The organism is Chryseobacterium angstadtii (genome assembly GCF_001045465.1).
GTDB lineage: Bacteria > Bacteroidota > Bacteroidia > Flavobacteriales > Weeksellaceae > Chryseobacterium > Chryseobacterium angstadtii.
In genome coordinates this window covers 996,421-1,017,427 of sequence record NZ_LFND01000003.1, presented here as the reverse complement: position 1 = coordinate 1,017,427, position 21,007 = coordinate 996,421, and the positions used below count along the sequence as shown (strand labels likewise).

The following is a 21,007-nucleotide window of genomic DNA, read 5'->3' as shown; positions in this document are numbered from 1 at the left end:
AAGGTAATAATAACCTCAGTTTATTTAAAGATTTTTTTCTTATAATTTATTCTCAATTCCGTTCAAAAGCATCGCAATAATTCCTACAAAAACCCAAAACCTTAATATATTGAGGGTAAGGAATTTACTTTTTCTTGAAGAATTAAGCAGAAGATAAATACACAGGATCATGACAAACAGACCGCCGGTAAAATAATAGGCCATGAAGCCGGAAATCCCTGTTTTAGCAATGAGCTTCATAGAAACAGCTATGGTGATCATCAGTAAAGAAATAATAATGATCAGACTATTCCGGTTTTTAAAATAATTAGGAATCGTGATATATCCAAATGCCTTATCCACACTTTTTGTAAGCATATCTTTTACAATATCAATGCATAAAAGAATCAGGAAAAGAAAAATAGCCATCAGCAAAACCTTCTTTGAAAAAGTTTCGTAATACACCATCATTCCGAAAAAAGGATACAGGGTAAGACTTACAAAAGTAAGGTTATTAATAATCAGAATCCGGCTCAGTTTATGGCTGTAAAACCACATAAAAAACTGATATACAACAAAAAACGCAAAAACCTTATGGGAAATCATCCATGCTACTCCCAAAGAAATAGCCGTAAGAGCGAGATAAGCGTATAAAAAGTATTTCTGTTTGATAAAATTTTGAATCCTTGTCCGGAAAGGCTTTACCACATGATCTTTTTCCTGATCATAAAACTGATTGATAATTCCTCCGGCAAGAATAGTGATTACTGTACAGAAAATAATTCCGTGTACTTTAAAATCGAAGACAAATTTTCTGAAAGTTTCATCCTGATTGAACAGGAAGAAAGTGGATACATACAGAGCAAACGTCAGCAATAGAGCTACAAAAAAACGGGCACCTATCAGAAACCCCACCAATTGGGAGAATCTGTAAAATATAGATTTAGAGATATAATTTTTTGATTGGAAAGTTTCTTTTTCAGAATTCATTCCATCTTTTTTAAAATCTGTAAATCACTTCTTTCTGGAAACCATCAAGCATTTTTTCTGCTTTTGCATAGTCTTTCGTAAAGCCCAGAATATATCCTCCGCCGCCGCTTCCGCAAAGCTTCAGATAATAAGCATTAGAATCCAGCCCTTTTTTCCAGATGTTAAAAATACTTTCAGGAATCATTGGACGGAAATGCTCATATGCCCAGTGAGAAAGCTTTTTCAGATTTCTGAAGAAAGGGTTCATATCTTTTTTCAGGAAAGATTCAATACAGGCATTATTATAGCGGATGAACTCTTCTTTAAGGGTTTTACGGAAACCTTCTGTTTTCATCTTTTCAAAAAAGATCTGAATCATAGGCCCGGTTTCTCCTGTAATGCCGCTGTCGATAAGAAAAATGGCTCCTTTTCCCTCTTCCCCTTCCGGAATGGAAACTCTGTCCAGATTTTCTTTATTTTCTATCAGAATCGGAAGGTTCATGTAGCAGATCAAAGGATCCATACCTGAACTTTTACCGTGGAAATAGCTTTCCATTTCGCCGAAAACGGTTTTTAATTTCTTCAGATTATCTTTTGAGATCTGTTCAGGATCCAGTTTTCTGATTGCGTATTTTTCAAAAATTGCAGCTACTAAAGCACCTGAACTTCCTACTCCATATCCCTGCGGAATATTGGAATCAAAGAAAAGTCCGGATTCAATATCTTTTTTAAAGTTTTCAATATTCAATTTGAAACCTTCAGATAAATTAAGTGCTGCAAGGAAATCAGCATATTTCTGCAGATGTCTGTTAGATTTAAGTTCAAATTCAGAGCTTAAATCAGAGAATTTAAGAGTTCCTTTGTAGAAACTGTAAGGTACTACAAGTCCTTGGGAGTCTTCAATCATCCCATATTCTCCGAACAGAATTATTTTTGCATAAAATAGAGGGTTCGTCATTTTGACAATAAATCTTTTTACAAAGTTAAAATTATTCCGCTGAATATAAGCAAAACTTAAGCCGAATTCCAATTTATTTATGCATAAAAATTGTTTTTCAATTTAAACAAATCAGAAAAAACAGCGTCTTCTTATTGAAATACAGTAAAAAAGCCTGCATTTATCAGGCTTTCTTTATTGATTTTATAAAAATAATTAGTGCTTAATTAATTTTTTATTAACTGTCTGCTTATCCGTTTCAACCGTCACAATATAATTCCCTGTCTGGATAGAAGAAAGATTAATTTCCTGTTTATTTCCTTTCAATGAAGAAGCCGACAGCACCAGCCTTCCGGATTCATCATAGACTTTATAGGATTTTAAAGCCTCTTTAGAAGAAATAATCATCATATTTTTGGCCGGATTCGGGTAAATACTTACAGCGTTATTTTTTACATCCATATCTTCCACACCTAAAACCATACACGAAAATTTAGCTTTCCATCCCGTCATATTCACCGCAGAATCCGATTTATACTTTACCGTAATAGCCCCTGAAGAATTAGTAGAAGTAAACGGACCAGGCAACGTGTTCCCTGTAAGATTATTTCCGTTGACAAATAACGGAGAGGCAGTAGAAGGACCATTATAAACAGACATAAAATCATAACCTTGTTCCATGGCAAATTCTGTAAACGTCATCGTTAAAGATGATCCTGAAGCAGGATAGAATGTTTTGATGACCTCTTCGTTGTCTCCATAGTTTGCGTTCGGTCCTCCTGTATCCGTAAATTGAGCACCATCACACCAACTACCGTCTGTTAAAAACATCCAGGATGACTGGTATGCATCAGGCAGAGAGCAATTTGTTCCGAGGTAAGCTTTATAATAAGTGGCTGGCTGAAGCCCTGTAACAGCAATAGTCTGAGAGCTCGTATTTCCGGCAGTTACCGGAGTTCCGTCTATTTTAGTCACTTTATATTTCCATGTTCCGGAAACACTGTCTGTGAAGTTAATATTAGCCGAATTCTCAGTAATATTTGTAAAATTCACTCCTGAAATAGGCATTCCGCATGTGGTAATACAATTAGTTCCCAAACAGCCTTTAGAATCAACCGTGCTTCTTATCAGGGCTGCCGGCTGGTCTCCAAAACCATTGCTGAAATTAATTCCAATATTTGACATTAAATGACAGTAGCTCATAATAGTGCCCGATGCCGGTAATACATTACTGGAACATGTAATTCCTTCGCTGGTTATAATGGAAGGTCTCGCAGTTGGGCCACACCAGTCAATAGGAGTATTGTTTCCATTCCAATAACAATTGTGGGTATGCGGAGAACCCAAACTATGCCCCATTTCGTGGGTCATCGCCTGAATTGTCCAGGAATATACCGGAACATTGGAATACGTCTGGGAAATCCCGGAATACGCATATTTGGTAGCTGAACACAGCGAATTTAAATTGGCTACACTTGTAGTAGCCGGAGCATTAATCAAGTGTGCCAGGTCTCCATTGAATGTGGGTCTGTTTCCTTCAAAAGCAGTAAGATTACCATCAGGACTGCCATTATAAGGATCCTGAGTAGTCCAGATATAAATCTCACTCAAGGATATTCTTATATCATCATTAGAGTATAATGTACTGATATTGTTATGAATTGCAGTAAGCCAGTTCGTTGTAGTCACTGTATTGGAACCGTTATTCTGATACGGTTTAAAACACACTTCATAATAAACCCTTACACAATTCTGAGTCGGTGATTTTTTAGCGGTATCCGGATTCAATATTACTTTTTGGTCTCCTTTTAGCTCATCAACCCCACAGATAAAAGGGTTTACGCCAGTCAGCTTAGAATCTGAATAGCTGACAAAGTCTTCCGAGCCTTTTACTTTTCCTATCACGATATTTCCAAGTTGAGGCGTTGAAGCTACCCCTACAATATCATCATTAAAAAAGCTGAATGCTACGACAGAATTATTATCATTCTTTACAATTCCCTGATAATATACTCCCGGCGTATAGCTTACCTCTTCATCTTTACCCGTTTTCACCTTAAAATTATTGGTAAAAATCTCATTTTTGTATAATTCCACAGTAATCTGTTTATCCTGATCAAAAGGAAAAGTGAACTCAATAACTTCCGGTCTTTCGTTGACGATTCTTTTTAATTCATTAGATTTTACGGTAATAACAGTAATATCTGTAGCGGCCTCTTTATATTGGAGCAATTTTTTTGATGCATGATCTGCTTCAAATACATTATATTTTTCAAAGTCTTTCGTTTGTCTATGGTATTCTGAAACTTTAAAAGCAATTGGCTTTAGCTTTTGAGCAAATCCAAACATAAAGCACTGTAAAAGAGCAATTAATAAAACTTTTTTCATTGTCAATATTTTAGATATACAAATAAACAAAAAAGATATTTAAAATTAAATAATCAATAAAAAATAAAACAAATAAATGATTTTAATTTAAAAATTAAACCAAAACAAAATAATAATCACACTTAAAATAATTAAATTATATATTTAAATAAAAAAAAGACCTGAAATTATCAGGCCTTTTACTTTTTTATATTTGATCTAAAAACAACTCGATTTTTTATCGATTTATTTTAGAATAACGACTAATATATTTTAATGTTTAATTAATTTTTTATTCACTGTTTGTTTATCCGTTTCAACCGTTACAATATAATTTCCTGTCTGGATCGATGAAATATTCACTTCCTGCTTATTTCCTTTTAATGAAGAAGCCGACAATACCAGTCTTCCCGATTCATCATAGATTTTATAAGATTTTAAAGCCTCCTTAGAAGAAATAACCATCATATTTTTGGCCGGGTTCGGATAAATGCTTATTCCACTATCATTTTTAACAACATCATCAACTCCTAAAACATTGCATGAAAAAGAAGCCTTCCATCCATTCGCTATAGCCCCTGGATCAGAAACGAACTTTACCGTAATAGCCCCTGAAGAATGGGTAGACGTGAAAGGTCCCGGAACTGTATTTCCCGTTAAATTATTTCCATTGGCAAATAATGGTGAAGCAACAGAAGGACCGTTATAAACATACATAAAATCATAATCCTGCTCTAAGGCGAATTGCGTAAAAGTCATAGTAAGAGCACCGGAAGCAGGATAAAATGTTTTAATAATAGTTTCATCGTTGCCATACTGTCCCGTTTCACCGCCGGTATCTGTAAACAATGCTCCTTCGCACCATGATCCATCCGTAAGAAAGACCTGATTTCTCTGATAAGCATTGGAAGCAGAACAGTTTGTTCCCACAAAAACCTGATAATAAGTAGCCGGCTGAAGCCCTGTAAAACTAAGGGATTGAGAGCTCGTATTCCCTGACTCTACTAAAGTCCCGTCCATCTTCATAAGCTTATATTTCCAGGAAGTAGAAACAGCATCTGTAAAGGCTGTATTGGCGGAAACCTGGGTAATATTTGAAACATTCATCTCTGTTATGGTATATTCACATTTGGAAGTACAATTCGTCCCCAGACAAGCCTTTGAATCTAACGTGTTTCTGATCAAAGCAGCAGGCTGCGGACCAAAACCGTTATTGAAACTGATTCCTACTCCGGAAACCAGGTGACAATAGCTCATAATCGTTCCTTTTACAGTTGATGAAGGAATCGGGCCGGTACATCCTTCGCTGTACCCTGCCTGAGCACCACATCCGTCAATAGCCGTATTATTTCCGTTCCAGGCACACGCATGCGTGTGAGGAGATCCTAAGCTATGCCCCATTTCGTGTGTCATTGCCTGGATCGTCCATGAATAGACAGGAACCTCAGAATAGGTCTGGGAAATCCCTGAATATGCATGCTTATAGGTTCCACATAAAGAATTTAAATAAGCCACACTCGTTGTGGAAGGAGCGTTGATCAGGTGGGCGAGATCTCCGTTAAAAGTCTGCCTGTTGTTTCTAAAGCTGGCCAGATTATTATTCGGAGTTCCTGTATATGGATCTTGTGTAGTCCAGATATATATTTCGTTCAATGCCACTCTGATCTCATCATTGGTGTAAAGAGCGGCAATATTGTTATGAATAGCCGTAAGCCAGTTGGTCGTTGTTGTCGTATCAGAGCTATTATTTTGATATGGTTTAAAACATACTTCATAATAAATTCTCACACAGTTTTCCGTCATTGCCTTCTTATTGGCAGCCGGATCGAACGAGATCTTTTTTGGCTGATTTTCTTTCAGCTCATCTACCCCGCAAACAAAAGGATTGGATCCCGTAAGTTTGGATTCCGAATAGCTTACAAAGTCTTCTGCGTTTTTTGCTTTCCCCACGATCACATTTCCAAGCGCAGAAGTAGAAGCTACCCCTACAATATCATCATTAAAGAAACTGAAAGCAGCAATTGAAGTATCATCACCTTTCACGATTCCAATATAGTAAGCTCCCGGAGTATAGTTTACAATATTTCCTTTATTGGTCACTACCCTGAAATTGTCCGTAAAAATCTGATTTTTGTAAAGCTCTACCGTAATCTTTTGATCTCCATTGAAAGGAAAACTGATTTCAAGGTATTCAGGTTTTTCACTGATGAGTTTTTTAAGTTCGGCGGATTTAACTTTCATTGCTGTAATATCCGTAGCTGCCCTTTTGTACTCGGCCAGCTTCGGAGAAGTCTTATTAACTTCAAACAAATCATAGGTCTGAAAAATATTTTTCTCAGCATGGTACTCGGAAATCTTTTGTGCAACAGGTCTCAGTTTTTGAGAAAAACCAAGAATAAAGCATTGCAGCCAACATAAAAGTAGAATTTTTCTTGTCATTTTCACTTAATTAGATTTACAAATAAACAAAAAAAATCAAACTTTAGTGAAAAATAATTATTGTTTTAATATATTTTCTTAGTCCACCTATAAAAAACTAAGAATTAAAGGTAAATTCAATAATTTAACATAATAAAAAAGATAAAAGCAAAAAAAAGACGCTATCCAATAGCGCCTTTATATTTATAGAGTATCTCTGTTTTTCAACATATTGACTTTTAAGAACCGAATCAGGACGAGTCCTGCTGCGAAAAATAAAGTCATGGAAAGCGCTGCGATACGCATATTATTGAAATGCTCGATTAAGGTTGCAAAAATAAACGTTCCGATTATGATCGCTATTTTTTCCAGTACATCATAAAAACTGAAATACGTGGTATTTTCCATAGAATCTTCAGGAAGAAGCTTTGAATAAGTAGATCTCGACATCGCCTGAAGACCACCCATCACTAGCCCTACCACTGCTGCCACACCATAGAACTGATATTCTACCGTAGGATTTTCCTTATTCAGGAAGTAGGCCCAAAGACATGCTACAATCCATAATATGATCGCAATAGAGATTACATTTTTATTTCCAATCTTTCTGGAAAGTCTGGAGAATATTACCGCTCCTATAATGGCTTCAATCTGAATGACCAAGAGCGTTCCGATCAGTTTATCCTGAGCCAGATTGATCTCACTTTTCCCAAAAAGAGTGGCCATCAGGAAAATAGTCTGCATTCCTACACTGTAAAAGAAGAAACTGGAAAGAAAGAATTTCAGGTTTTTATCTTTAAACAATACGCCTCCTACCTTGAACAGCTCATGAAAACTCTCTTTTGCAATGTCTTTATAAAAGCTCATATTATCTTTCAGTACCTCGAAGAAACCACCCTGCTCTTCATGCTTTTTAAAGATATTTTTATAGTTTAAAAGCACAAGGTCTTTAGGAAGCTTTTCTTTAACATCCCCGAATTGAGGAAGATGTTTAAAAGTATACTGAGAAAAACCAAACCACCATGCTCCGGTCAACAGAAAGCTGATTCTTGTAAACAACAGCTGTTGAGCCGCTCCTTTAGCAAAAACCTGAATAAGTACAAGACAGATCACCACCAAAACTACAGAGCCAATATATCCGTATACATATCCTTTTGCAGAAAGGGCATCCTGCTTGTCCCGCGTTGCAATATCAGGCAGAAAGGAGTTATAAAACACAAGACTTCCCCAGAACCCGACACTCGCCGTAATACTGAAAAGAAGGCCCAGAAACACATTGTGCATCCCTGTAAACATAGCCAGTCCCATACATGACGTAGCACCAAGATAACAGAAAAACTGAAGAAACGACTTCTTATTCCCGATGGTATCTGCCAGTGAAGACAGGAAAGGAGAAAGCAGTACTACGATAAAAAAAGATATCGTGAGTGAATACCCGTATACTGCATCCGGCTGATACTCATTTCCAAAAATCTTTATCATATGCCTTACCGGAACATCAATCCAGGATTTTGTTTCCTCCACGTACTCCTTTTTCTCGTAAGCCGTAGTAAGTATGGAATAATAAATAGGGAAAATAGTAGAAGTAATAACCAGTGAATATACAGAATTCGCCCAGTCGTATACAGCCCAGGCTTTCATAATCCGTGGATTATTCTTTATGTTTTGAGGCTGTTGATTCTCAATTTCAGACATTTCAAATAAATATTAGTAGCACAAAAATAGAAAAACCATTAAGAAATCGATAAGAATTTATAAAAATTATCGATTCCTTAATGGCAAAATATTATTTAAGAGTATATTACATATTTTCAATCACGATAGCAGAAGCACCGCCACCACCGTTACAGATAGCTGCAGCACCGTATTTTGCATTATTCTGCTTCAGTACATTGATTAACGTAACAATGATTCTTGATCCTGAACTTCCCAGTGGATGTCCGATGGCTACTGCGCCTCCGTTTACGTTTACTTTAGAAGCATCCAGATTTAAGATTTGGTTGTTCGCAAGACCTACTACAGAAAACGCTTCGTTAAATTCGAAGAAGTCAATATCTGAAATCTCCAGACCTGCTTTTTTAAGAGCAATCGGAAGTGCTTTTGCAGGAGCAGTCGTAAAGTTCTCAGGCTCCTGAGCTGCATCTGCATAAGATACGATTCTGGCTAAAGGCTTAAGTCCCAGTTCTTCCATTTTTTCCTTAGAGACAAGGATCAATGCAGAAGCACCGTCATTTAACGTAGACGCATTGGCTGCTGTTACCGTACCGTTTTCTTTTTTGAATACCGTAGGAAGTGTAGGAAGTCTGTCAAAATTTACAGCTTTATATTCTTCATCTTCTGCAAATATAACCGGATCTCCTTTCCTTTGAGGAATTTCAACCGGTACTACTTCTTCCGCGAATTTTCCTTCGCTCCAGGCTTTAGCAGATCTTTTGTAAGATTCTATAGCAAAATTATCCTGATCTTCTCTTGAGATATTGTAGTCTACAGCACATTTCTCTGCACATACTCCCATATGTACTTTACCGTATACGTCTGTAAGACCGTCCAGAACCATTCCGTCCTGCATTTTGATATCTCCCAGTTTAGTAGCTATTCTTGCATTGTAATAATGCGGAACTGAAGACATGTTTTCCATACCTCCTGCTACAATTATTTCAGCATCACCAGCTTTAATAGCCTGTGCAGCCATACTCACGGCTTTCATTCCTGATGCACACACTTTATTTACCGTAGTAGAAGGTGTCTCAATAGACAAACCTGCTCCTAAAGCCACCTGGCGGGCCGGTGCCTGGCCCTCACCTGCCTGCAGCACATTTCCCATATAAATTTCCTGAACCTTTTTCGGATCAAGACCAATTTTATCTAATGCTCCTTTTACGGCAGCAGATCCAAGCTTTGTAGCCGGAACTGTTGAAAGGCTTCCCATAAAACTCCCGATAGGAGTTCTTACTGCGGAAACAATGAATACTTCTTTCATGTGTATTATATTTACTTTTTTTTTAAACAAAATGCTGCCTTCCGGCCTCACTGTATTATACTATTTTTTTTCTTTTACGTAGATCACTTCAAACTGATCATTTCCAATTTTAGAATGCAACTTGATTAAATTGTCCTGTGTTTCCACAATCGTATTATTCACAACATCCCCAACCTGCATAGGATCGTTCTTATCAGATTTCTCCAATACGATCACTTTATAATTACAGTCGTCTACAAAGACCAATGTAGATTTTATATAATCTTTTCCGTTATTAAAATATTCGGTCTGGGTATTTCCTTTAATAGTCATATACCAAATCCCCTCCGGATAATTAGCACGCAAAAACTTTCCACTTCTTATGTTTTTGCATTTAGCAGGCTTATCAGGTTTACCAAATTCTGTATCCTGAGATTTAGCCTGTGAACATACCAGCACCAATAAAGCGGCTGATACTATTTTTAAATAATTCATATCTGAGTACGTTTATTTACTTTTCTGTTACCTGAAGAGAATATCATCAGAAAAGCCCCTAAAAATTCTATAATCCAGCCCCATTTCAACTTTACCACTCCTGCAAAAGCCTCTCTCCAGGATTTGAAAGGCAGGAAGCTGAAATATTCCAGAGATTGCATTTTAACCGCCACCAGAGTGAACCCGAATAATGCAATCAACAGAAAGCCGAACAGCCTTACCATTTTCGCATTATTATTTACAATTCCGAAAACAGCACAGGCCGAAAAAATCCAGCATGCAATGGCCAGATAATGGTCCAGTTTCCAGTAGTTCCAGTTGCCGATAATAGGCACATGCACAAGAGGCAGAAAACTGCCTGCAACCACTAGTATCAATCCTAATAACTGAATATTTTTCATATTTACTAAAGTGCCAAAATACAAAAAAAAACACACTTTTAAACAGTGTGTTTTAAAAACGGATGATTGGCGCACAAACATTCGTTAGCATCAATAAAAACCAATTAAAATTACATTATATCCAATATATGACATTATAAATTATGAATTTAAAAAATAATATTAACGAATTCTATCCCGATCTGTACTCCGTATTTATTCTTTAGAAGCGCACTATCGCTAAATACAGGCGTAAAATCTTTCTGAACAAATACCTTAAAACTTCCGTAACTGATTCCGAATTTTCCACCCACGATAAAATCATTCACACCCTGCATTATTTTTTCTCTTTCTACGATTCTTCCGGAATTTTCGTTGGAATATTTTATATAATTGGTACTGCCTACTTTTACACCGCCATAAACTCCCATTACCAGACTCAGCTGTCTTTTTCTGTTATCAAGATACTGAACTCCTCCATGTTCTATATACTTTGGATTCAATACAAATCTTAAATCAACGGGTATGTAGACATAAGTATTGTTGAATTGGGTTCTTTTCAAACTGCCACGGTCAAAATCATCTACAAATAAATTATGACCTTCCTGCTTGAAAATTTTTCCGTATTTAGGAACATATTGATCAAGTCTCATTCCTAAGCCTACTCTGTAAAATACAGGACTTTTAAAACCTCCCAGCTGCCCTTCATATCTCAACGCCATCTGTGAAGAATTGATAATCGTATTTCTGGTATCGGAGTTTTTATCATAAAAATTAAAAGGCTGATTTTTGGATGTCAGTCCGGTTCCCATCATACTGGCAGAAAACTCCACGGTTTGCAAAGCCTGCTTTGGATCTTTATTTCGTTTCTGACCCAGTTTCATATTCAATCCATTAAACCCGAACCACATTTCATTCCTGTTACCGGTACTGTCCCGATCCATAAAGACTGCATTTTTAACCATTTCTTTTGTTGCGTCCTGGAGTTCACTTTGCTGGGCATCTACTTTTTCATTAATGGTTTGCTGGTATTTTGAAGCAATTTCAGAGCGCTGTTTCTGTTTCTCTTCCGATGTGATTTTCTTTTCTTTAAAATCTTTATCAATCCTATCCAGCTCTGTATTCATTTTAAATTTTTCCGAAACTACAATACTGTCAATTTTCTTTGAATAGATTTTAATCTGCGGGTTTATATCTGGCCTTTCCTGAGCGATACCGTATGTAAAAGCCATTACAACAGCCATGAAGATTAGTTTTGTTCTCATATTTTTTAATTTTTAGACCCTATTTTAGCGCTGTCCCTACTTCAGGACAGTATCATGATTCTATAAAAAGTTTATAATTTATTTGGATTCGAGGTAAACAGTTACTCCCAAAACAGTAACATTCCCTACATTCGGAACCACTTTATTAAATTTAAAAGCTCCTAATTTCCGTTCGTCTTTCCTGGATCTTTCTCTGGCTTTATCAAATTCCCGTCCTTGTAAAAGTTCATCAGAGCTGATGTAATTGGGTTTTAACGGATTAGCATCTGCAATGACTGGAGGATCGGAAGGGTTCATATTTTCAGCCCTTTCCGGATTAGCAAAAATATTTTCCGGCTGGCTCAAATTCTGGGTTGGTTCTTTATGCTGGATAATTTGAGTTTCTGCTATTTTATTTTCTTGATCAGAAAGTGGAACCTGATCAGAGGCATCTTTTTTACGATCTTCATTTACAATTTTCATGTCATCTCTCTCAACCACTTGGTCATTTGAAATAACAGGTGGATTTTTAAAATCAACGTTGATTGGATTAACTGTTTTTTCTACATCTTTTTTCACGGCATAGTTCGTTTTCTGACCATCCAATTTCGTTTTATAAGTATTGAAATAAATAAAAGTTCCGGCAGAAATAAACAGCAAGATTACAGCAGCGTATTTCCACCACTGAAAAGACCATTTTAAAGGCATTTCAGGAGCTTCATCCAATTTCTGATCCATTCTATCCCAAAGATCCTCAGAAGGCCTTATTTCGAGCCTTTCATAATCAGACTTTAACTGATTCAGTATCTCTTTTTTCATTTTCTTTTGCTTTTAAAAATTCTGTAAGCCATTTTTTTGCCTTGCTCAGCTGGCTTTTACTGGTCCCTTCTGAAATATTCAGAATTTCTGCGATCTCCTGATGCTTTTTCTCTTCAAAAACATATAAATTGAAAATCAATCTGTATCCCGTAGGCATTTGTGAAAATATTTCCTCAATATTAAGCGCCTCAAGCCGTTCATCCGTATCTTCATCTGAATAATCGTCCGCGATTTCTATATCAGTATAAAGAATATTTCTGCTCTTCCTGACAAAGGTGATAGAATCGTTAACCACAATTTTCCTCAGCCAGAACGGAAAGCTTTTCCAGTCTCTGCATTCATCCAGCTTCGTAAAACATTTCATAAACGCGCTGAGAAGAATATCTTCTGCATCATGAACATTGTTCGTATAAGAATTTGATATGGCCAGCATTTTAGCTGAAAACATCTCATAGAGAGCTTTCTGGGCCTTCCGGTCCTGCTTTTTAGCCAGTAAAAAATTCTTTTCGAGATTCTCCATGTATCGTTTTCTATCTATAAGACGGAATTTATTTTAAAAGGTTGCCTGGAAATAAAAAAAATTGCACTTTTTTTCAAAAGTGCAATTTAATATTTTATCAATCAGATCGGCAGATTAATGTTTCACTGAAGAAACGTCTTCCGGATTGTGTTTATGTCTGAATAAAATAGCGAAGAATATGGCAAGAACCAACGCATAGATTGCGAAAGACAACCATATATTCTGCCAGTCTTTCACCATCACTACAGAAGAAAGAGTTCCATCCGTATTGACTGCTGAGTTGAAACTGTCTTTAAGAATCTGCAGAAAAGTAGGATTATCGGCAGTAGTATCCAGATAAGCAGACAAATCTGAAGCTGTGGTAAATTTATGTGTAAAAAATTTATCAATAGCCCAACCTGCAATATAACTTCCGAAAAGAGCACCAAACCCGTTGGTCATCATCATAAATAACCCCTGAGCAGAAGAACGTATCTTTTTGTCGGTCGTTGTTTCTACGAAAAGAGAACCTGAAATATTGAAAAAATCAAATGCCATTCCGTATACGATGCATGAGAAAATAATCAGTGAAAGTCCAAAACCATCCGGAACTCCGTAGGCAAAGAACCCAAACCTGAGTACCCAGGCCAGCATTGACATCAGCATTACCTTTTTAATTCCGAATTTCTTCAGGAAAAAAGGAATGGCCAAAATAAATAAAGTCTCCGAAACCTGTGAAATCGACATAATAATCGTAGATCTCTGTACTACAAATGAATCTGCATATTTCGGGAAATGGGCAAATTCACTTAAAAATACATCTCCATAAGCGTTCGTTAACTGAAGCGCTGCCCCTAAAAGCATTGAAAACAAAAAGAACAGGGCCATTTTATAACTTCCGAAAAGTTTAAAAGCATTAAGACCCAGCTGCTCGTATAGCGGAGCACTTTTATCAATAAGTTTCTGCGGCGGACATTTAGGTAAAGTAAGCGCATAAATTCCTAAAAATATAGCAATAGCTCCTCCGATATAGAACTGCCCTTCCGTAGCCTTATTTCCTGTAAGATTGGTAATCCACATGGCTACAATAAACCCAATGGTTCCCCAAACACGAATCGGCGGAAAATCTTTCACGACATCCAGATTACTGTTTTTCAGGATTGTATAAGAAATAGAATTCGCAAGAGCAATGGTAGGCATATAAAAACACATAGCCAAAAGCATAAGCGAGAAGAAAGAATTGGGATCTGCAGAATGAGGCAGTATAAAAAGGATCACCCCATAAAGGATATGCAGTACCGAAAAGATACGTTCTGCATTGATCCAGCGGTCTGCAATAATACCGGTGATGGTTGGCATAAAAATAGAAGCTATTCCCATTGTTCCGAAAACGGCTCCGAACTGGGTTCCATCCCAGTGTTTTGTACCGAACCAAAAATTAGCCATCGTAATCAGCCATGCTCCCCACACAAAAAACTGGAGAAAACTGAGGATGGTCAGTCGTAATTTTAAATTCATAGTTTAGTATAAAGTATCTCTTTTAATCAATTTTCCTTTTTCTTCTTTTAATTTCTTCCTGAATTTCCAAAGCTGTATCAAAATCTTCTTCTTTTACAGCTTCTTCCAGTAATTTTTGAAGTTCTTCCATTGATACCGCCTTCAGATTGTCCTCCGACTGTACGGTTTCAGAAAAAGGCTCATCTTCTTTTGAAACATCTTCCAGCTCCAGAAGAATTCCCGCTTCATTCAGCACCTGCTGCGTGGTAAAGATAGGAGCATCAAATCTTACCGCCATGGCAACAGCGTCAGAAGTTCTAGCATCAAGGATCAGCTCTTCTTCGTTCGCCTTGTTTTTGAAATTAATATTGGAAAAAAATACGCCATCTACAATCTGATAGATGATTACTGAAACCAATTCATAATTGGCTGAAACTATAAATTTTGTGAATAAATCATGGGTAAGTGGACGCGGCGGATGGATATCTTTTTCCAATCCGAGAGAAATGGACTGAGCCTCGAAATTTCCTATAACAACAGGTAATTTTATATGTGTCTCTTCATGTTCCAATAACAAAGCGTACGCCCCCGATTGGGTCTGGCTGTACGATATTCCGCGAATAATTAGCTGCTTATAATCCATAGCTACAAATATAGATTAATTTTTTATTGTGATTTCAGTTTTTTACGCAAAAATAAAAGCCCGGAAAAGCCCGAGCTTTTATTGTATATGTGAAAATTGTGAATAATGAACAGTCAATTTTACTTCATCAACGAATCAATATCGTAATGCATTGATTTTATTCAGTTGACAGTGTAGCGAATTGACAATTCAATATTGACTTTCTATCCTTTAATTGCTTTAATTTTTTCAGTTAATGCAGGAATAATCTGGAATGCATCTCCCACAACTCCGTAATCTGCAGATTTGAAGAACGGTGCTTCAGCATCATTGTTGATAACTACGATCGTTTTTGAAGAGTTTACTCCAGCCAGGTGCTGAATAGCTCCTGAAATTCCTACCGCGATATAAAGGTTAGGTGAAATTGCTTTACCTGTTTGTCCTACGTGTTCTGTGTGAGGTCTCCAACCGATGTCTGAAACCGGTTTAGAACATGCTGTAGCAGCTCCAAGAACATTCGCCAGCTCTTCAATCATTCCCCAGTTTTCAGGACCTTTCATCCCTCTTCCTGCAGAAACAACCACCTCTGCTTCTTTAAGGTCTAATTTACCTGAACTCTGCTCGTGAGAGATCACTTTGGTATCTTCATTAGCTACAGATAAGTTTTTCACTTCTTCTGAACCTGATACTGCATTTTCTTTTACTCCGAAAGCATTTTGAGAAACTGTAATGATTACTCCGTTTCCTTCAGCTTTTGCATGCATGAATCCTTTTCCTGAAAAAGCTTTTCTTTTCACCTGGAAAGGAGAAAGGCTTTCAGGAGCTTCCAATACGTTGGTAATTAAAGAATAATTCTTCATTACTGCAAGCATAGGAGCAACAGAAGAAGCATCTGTAGTGTGAGGGAAAACAATTGTATTTCCGTCTGCCACTTCACTTACCGCCTGAGCAAATGCTTTTGCCGAGAAATTTTTAAGACCTTCGTCTTTGATATTGATTACATTGGATGCTCCATATTTGTATAATAAATCTGAAGAATCTGTAGGGTTTACAGAGATTGCCGTAACGGTATCTCCAGCCTGATCTGCCACTGCTTTAGCATAAGAAACTGCTTCCAAAGCCGCTTTCTTGTAAACTCCATTTATATTTTCTGCGTATACGAATACTGCCATTTTTTTAAAATTTAAAGATTAAAAAATTTAAGGATTGAAAGATTAGATTACCTTAGCTTCTTCGTGAAGCAGTCTTACCAATTCATCAAGATTATCCGGAGAAACCATTTTCACGGCAGCTCTTGGCGGCACGCTGTCATAAGATACTCCCTGAACTTTTACTTCGGAAGAAGTAGGCTCTACCACCTGCAAAGGCTTTGTTCTTGCAGACATAATTCCTCTCATATTCGGGATGATAAGCTCTTTTTCGTCTACCAAACCTTTCTGTCCTGCAATTACCGCAGGTAATTTTACTGATATTGTTTCTTTTCCACCTTCAATTTCTCTTACAGCAGTAGCTTCGCTTCCGTTTACATCCAGTCCTACTGTTGCGTTTACGAAAGGCTGATTCAATAACTGAGCTACCATTCCCGGAACAGAACCTCCATTGTAATCAATAGATTCTTTTCCGCAAAGAACAAGGTCGTACCCACCATTCTGAGCTACAGCTGCAATTTCTTTTGCTGTAGAATAGCTGTCTTTAGGGTCTAAGTTTACTCTCACAGCATCATTGGCACCAATAGCTAATGCTTTTCTGATGACCGCTTCTGTAGCCGGATCCCCTACGTTGATCACTGTTACAGTTGCACCCTGAGATTCCTGAAGTTTAACCGCTTTTGTTAATGCAAATTCATCCAAAGGGTTAATTACCCACTGAATTCCATTTTTGTCGAAAGCAGATTTATCTGCCGTAAAGTTAATCTTGGAAGTAGTATCTGGAACACTACTGATACAAACTAATATTTTCATGTGTACTATTTTATTTTTCCCCATTTACGCATAAAAACCTTCGTATTTTATGCTGAGATTTTGTTATATTTTACTTTTGCTAATATAATTAAAAAATATATTATGCATGCATAATACTTATTATTTTACTATTCAATACATTAAATGCGTTTATCAGGCTGGTTTTGTTGCCCTAAACTCTATCTTGCTAGGCAGAACGCGTGGATTCATTTTCAAAATATCCAGAACCAGATTCCCCATATCTTCAGGCTGAATCTTCCAGCTGTCTTTTTCCGAAGGAGTATTTCCGTTAAAATGGGTAGCCACCGATCCCGGCATAATCACTGTTGATTTAATATTATATTTTCTCAAATCAATCATGGCTGCCTGCGTAAAACCTACCACTCCGAATTTTGAGGCGTTGTAGCCTGTTCCGTTTTCGAAGAAGTTGGCTCCTGCAAGACTGGAAACCGTAATATAATACCCTTCCGTCTTTTTCAATTCTTCAACGGAAGCTTTTAATGTGTAAAAAGCCCCGGTAAGATTGGTTTCTATCATATCATTCCATTCTCCGGCAGTAAGCTGATCCACCGGTTTGAATATACCAAGCCCGGCATTCGCTACTACAAAATCCAGTCTGCCAAATTTGTCAACAGCATATTTTACAGCTTCTTCTTCACTTTCAAGACTTCTCACATCTGAGACAACTCCCAAAACATTCTCTGAATACTGTCTAAGCTCCTGTTCTGCTTTCTCTACATCATCTCTCTTACGTCCCGAAAATGCCACCGAGATTCCGTTCTCCAGCAATACTTTTGCTATTCCGAAACCAATCCCTTTGGTTCCTCCCGTTATATAAGCTACTTTATTTTCCGGCATGATTTTAAATTTTAATTCCCTAAAATAACAAAAACGCTCCAATTGGAACGTTTTACAGGACTAAGATTTATCAGTTATAATTCTTTGATGATTTCCGGCTATTTTTTTACCAACTTTTCAGAAAAATTTCCCTCTTCGGTTTTTATGTTGATCCAATATAAACCTGCCGGCAGATTACTCACATTTACCCTGTTGTTATCTAGTTTGGCGGAAGCTTTCTTTCCTGAGCTATCGTTTATTTCAATACTTTTTATTTTGTAGGGAGTATTGATGTTAATAAAATCTGAAGCAGGATTTGGAGACACAACAACCGCATTTCTATATTTATCCGTATTGGAGACCGACAACAATGCTTCGCTGTGAACTTTAATATGATCTATATAGGCAATTCCCTCTGCATTGTTGTGTACAAAACGTAACTGATTTATTGGAATACTTTCCAGTGCTGCTCCGGAATAAATCAAAACTCCGTTTAGAAAGTACTTAACATCTGCAGAAGTCCCCACAACCTTAAGTCTGTACCAAATATTTGGCGACCAGGTTGCAGATGCAGATTCCATTACAGAACTTCCCGAAAGATTTTTCATCACTTTAACCACTCCGCTGCTGTCAAAATCCAGCCTGACCACAAATATTTCCTCTGCGCTGCTCACACCCTGAAAACTGAAAATTGATCCGTTGAGCTGTGACATATTGATATCAAAAGAAACGGTAAAGTTATTATAAGGAAGTAATATGGGAAGATTATCAAACGCTCCGATTATAGGAATACTCTGGGTTCCGTAGGTATTTTCTTTTACAATTTTCAGAGAATTATATCCATCTGTTGCATGGTCTGTACAGATCACCTGATTGTCTATATTAGGAGGTATGTCACCGGTCGGAGTACTGATCCACGTTCCCTGATTATGGATATTTCCAATATAAAATCCATCTATATTTTCGAAGGAAACCATTTGTTGCGCAAAGTAAACTGCTGAGAATAAGCAGCACGCAGTAAAGTAAATTTTTTTCATGGTATTATTTTTAGGTTGAACTAAAAATAAAAACATACATTCACAAAAAAAATACCATTTGATAGGTATATTATCATAAAAAAGCGTAAAGCGTTCCGACATCGGAACGCTTTATTTAATATCTTTACAAAATATTAATTATTTTGAATAGTTTTCAAAAAACAATGGAATACTTTCAATTCCTTTATAAAAATTAAACAATCCATAATGCTCATTTGGAGAGTGGATGGCATCAGAATCCAATCCAAAGCCCATCAATACGGACTTAGCCCCCAATACTTTTTCGAACATCGCCGTGATTGGAATACTTCCTCCGCTTCTGTATGGCAGAACTTCTTTTCCAAACGCCGTCTCCATAGCCTGTTTAGCTGCTAAAAACTCTTTGGTATCACTTGGAAGCACATAAGGCATTCCACCGTGATGAGGCGTTACTTTTACTTTTACGTTTTCAGGAGCTATTTTTTCAAAGTATTTCGTGAACTTCTCAGTGATTTCTTCCGGAGTCTGGTAAGGAACAAGACGCATAGAAATTTTAGCAGAAGCCTTCGAAGGGATTACCGTTTTGGCTCCTTCTCCAGTATATCCGCCCCAAATACCATTACAGTCTAAAGTTGGACGTATAGAGGTTCTTTCAAGCGTTGTATAGCTTTTTTCACCTTCCACTCCGTTCAGTCCGATAGACTTCTTGAATTCTTCAGGATTATCTTTCAGTTTGTTCATTTCTGCTCTTTCCGCATCGGATACTACTTCTACGTTATCATAGAACCCGTCAATAGTAATATGTCCGTCTTCATCAATCAGCTTAGCAATCATTCTGGAAAGCACATGAATCGGGTTAGGAACCGCTCCTCCGTAAAGTCCTGAGTGCAGATCTCTGTTCGGGCCTTCAATTTCAACCTCCACATAGCTCAAACCTCTTAAACCGGTCGTTACAGTAGGCTGTTCATTGCTGTAGATATGCGTATCGGAAATCAGAATGCAATCACAAGAAAGTTTTTCTTTATTTTCATTCACAAAATCACCTAAACTTACTGATCCTACTTCCTCTTCCCCTTCCAGAATAAATTTAACGTTGCAAGGAAGAGTATTGGTTTTCATCATCGCCTCAAAAGCCTTTACATGCATGAAAAACTGCCCTTTATCATCCGCAGAACCTCTTGCGAAGATGGCGCCTTCAGGATGAAGCTCTGTTTTTTCAATATAAGGTTCGAAAGGAGGTTTTCTCCATAATTCCAATGGATCTGCTGGCTGTACATCGTAATGTCCGTACACCAATACCGTAGGAAGATTTTTATCTAAAAATTTTTCTCCAAAAACAATCGGATATCCTTTTGTTTCGCATACTTCAACATGATCGGCACCGGCATTTCTAAGATGCTCTGCACATACATCTGCACATTTCAATACATCATTTTTATAAGCCGGATCTGCAGAAATAGAAGGAATTCTCAATAACTCAAATAATTCATCTACGAAACGCTGTTTGTTTTCGTTGATGTAATTTAATGTCTCTTGCATTTTAAAAATTTGTTTTGTTAAAAATAAAAAAAATGGCCTGCAGCAGCAAACAAAAACAGATAATTTTCCGAAGAACTGTTATTATTCAGGTGTCTGCAGATTCTATACAAAAAATGCCCTGCATTTCGGCAGGACATTCTTTATATTGTCTACTAGTAATTAGTGTTCAGCTTTCGGAGCTTTTTCAGCTTCGGCAGGCTTCGCAGCAGCAGTACTGTCTGCTTTATGAGCTTCACCTTCGTGCTTTTCAGCAGGCGCCGCTTCTTTATGTCCTGCAGCAGCTTCGTGGCCATGTGCTTCACCTCCACCCTGTGCATCGTCAGAATATCTTTCTACCCCTTCTTCCAGTTTCAGGGTATTTTTGTTTCCTCCTGCCTGGATCTTTTTACAGCTTACGGCTACTGTTGCAACAGCTAAACATATAATTAGTTTTTTCATATGTAAAATTTATTTTTTAAAGGTCTTATGG

The 21,007-nt window shown here is 37.2% G+C and carries 19 protein-coding genes; all 19 read right to left on the bottom strand.

What is annotated here, in order from left to right:
- Nucleotides 1-39: 39 nt before the first annotated feature.
- Entirely contained in the window at nt 40-969 is a 930-nt protein-coding gene (locus ACM46_RS12405; protein ID WP_048506936.1) for a UbiA family prenyltransferase, read from the bottom strand.
- 10 nt (nt 970-979) lie between these two features.
- Nucleotides 980-1,906 (bottom strand): mevalonate kinase family protein, encoded by a 927-nt coding sequence (locus ACM46_RS12400; protein WP_048507167.1) that lies wholly within the window; start codon nt 1,904-1,906, stop codon nt 980-982.
- 195 nt (nt 1,907-2,101) lie between these two features.
- Nucleotides 2,102-4,273, bottom strand: a complete 2,172-nt coding sequence (locus ACM46_RS12395) for a T9SS type A sorting domain-containing protein (RefSeq protein ID WP_048506935.1) — start codon at nt 4,271-4,273, stop codon at nt 2,102-2,104.
- A 252-nt stretch (nt 4,274-4,525) separates the two neighbouring features.
- A complete protein-coding gene (locus ACM46_RS12390) occupies nt 4,526-6,691 on the bottom strand; it encodes a T9SS type A sorting domain-containing protein (protein WP_048506934.1) in 2,166 nt (721 codons plus the stop codon).
- A 183-nt stretch (nt 6,692-6,874) separates the two neighbouring features.
- Entirely contained in the window at nt 6,875-8,365 is a 1,491-nt protein-coding gene (locus tag ACM46_RS12385; protein WP_048506933.1) for an MFS transporter, read from the bottom strand.
- A 106-nt stretch (nt 8,366-8,471) separates the two neighbouring features.
- The gene (locus ACM46_RS12380) at nt 8,472-9,650 is read right to left on the bottom strand and encodes an acetyl-CoA C-acyltransferase (RefSeq protein WP_048506932.1); all 1,179 of its coding nucleotides are present in this window, start codon (nt 9,648-9,650) and stop codon (nt 8,472-8,474) included.
- 60 nt (nt 9,651-9,710) lie between these two features.
- Nucleotides 9,711-10,124 carry a hypothetical protein gene (locus tag ACM46_RS12375; protein WP_048506931.1) on the bottom strand — a complete coding sequence of 138 codons (414 nt, stop codon included), beginning with the start codon at nt 10,122-10,124 and terminating at the stop codon, nt 9,711-9,713.
- Complete coding sequence (locus ACM46_RS12370; RefSeq protein ID WP_048506930.1) at nt 10,121-10,525, bottom strand: hypothetical protein; 405 nt, start codon at nt 10,523-10,525, stop codon at nt 10,121-10,123. The genes ACM46_RS12375 and ACM46_RS12370 overlap by 4 nt, the downstream gene beginning before the upstream one ends.
- Nucleotides 10,526-10,674: 149 nt before the next feature.
- On the bottom strand, nt 10,675-11,769 hold the full coding sequence (locus ACM46_RS12365) for an OmpH/Skp family outer membrane protein (protein WP_131707584.1): 1,095 nt from the start codon (nt 11,767-11,769) through the stop codon (nt 10,675-10,677).
- A 78-nt stretch (nt 11,770-11,847) separates the two neighbouring features.
- The gene (locus ACM46_RS12360) at nt 11,848-12,567 is read right to left on the bottom strand and encodes a hypothetical protein (protein ID WP_048506928.1); all 720 of its coding nucleotides are present in this window, start codon (nt 12,565-12,567) and stop codon (nt 11,848-11,850) included.
- Entirely contained in the window at nt 12,533-13,087 is a 555-nt protein-coding gene (locus ACM46_RS12355; RefSeq protein ID WP_048506927.1) for an RNA polymerase sigma factor, read from the bottom strand. The genes ACM46_RS12360 and ACM46_RS12355 overlap by 35 nt, the downstream gene beginning before the upstream one ends.
- A 114-nt stretch (nt 13,088-13,201) precedes the next feature.
- Nucleotides 13,202-14,584 carry a nucleoside permease gene (locus tag ACM46_RS12350; protein WP_048506926.1) on the bottom strand — a complete coding sequence of 461 codons (1,383 nt, stop codon included), beginning with the start codon at nt 14,582-14,584 and terminating at the stop codon, nt 13,202-13,204.
- Nucleotides 14,585-14,606: 22 nt separating this feature from the next.
- The gene (locus tag ACM46_RS12345) at nt 14,607-15,206 is read right to left on the bottom strand and encodes a bifunctional nuclease family protein (RefSeq protein WP_048506925.1); all 600 of its coding nucleotides are present in this window, start codon (nt 15,204-15,206) and stop codon (nt 14,607-14,609) included.
- 203 nt (nt 15,207-15,409) lie between these two features.
- Nucleotides 15,410-16,357 carry an electron transfer flavoprotein subunit alpha/FixB family protein gene (locus ACM46_RS12340; RefSeq protein ID WP_048506924.1) on the bottom strand — a complete coding sequence of 316 codons (948 nt, stop codon included), beginning with the start codon at nt 16,355-16,357 and terminating at the stop codon, nt 15,410-15,412.
- 42 nt (nt 16,358-16,399) lie between these two features.
- The gene (locus ACM46_RS12335) at nt 16,400-17,146 is read right to left on the bottom strand and encodes an electron transfer flavoprotein subunit beta/FixA family protein (protein ID WP_048507166.1); all 747 of its coding nucleotides are present in this window, start codon (nt 17,144-17,146) and stop codon (nt 16,400-16,402) included.
- A 153-nt stretch (nt 17,147-17,299) separates the two neighbouring features.
- On the bottom strand, nt 17,300-18,004 hold the full coding sequence (locus ACM46_RS12330) for an SDR family oxidoreductase (protein WP_048506923.1): 705 nt from the start codon (nt 18,002-18,004) through the stop codon (nt 17,300-17,302).
- A 98-nt stretch (nt 18,005-18,102) separates the two neighbouring features.
- Nucleotides 18,103-19,020 (bottom strand): T9SS type A sorting domain-containing protein, encoded by a 918-nt coding sequence (locus ACM46_RS12325; RefSeq protein WP_157859455.1) that lies wholly within the window; start codon nt 19,018-19,020, stop codon nt 18,103-18,105.
- Nucleotides 19,021-19,158: 138 nt separating this feature from the next.
- Entirely contained in the window at nt 19,159-20,538 is a 1,380-nt protein-coding gene (locus tag ACM46_RS12320) for a dipeptidase (protein WP_048506921.1), read from the bottom strand.
- A 159-nt stretch (nt 20,539-20,697) separates the two neighbouring features.
- Entirely contained in the window at nt 20,698-20,976 is a 279-nt protein-coding gene (locus tag ACM46_RS12315) for a hypothetical protein (protein ID WP_048506920.1), read from the bottom strand.
- Between the last annotated feature and the right edge of the window lie 31 nt (nt 20,977-21,007).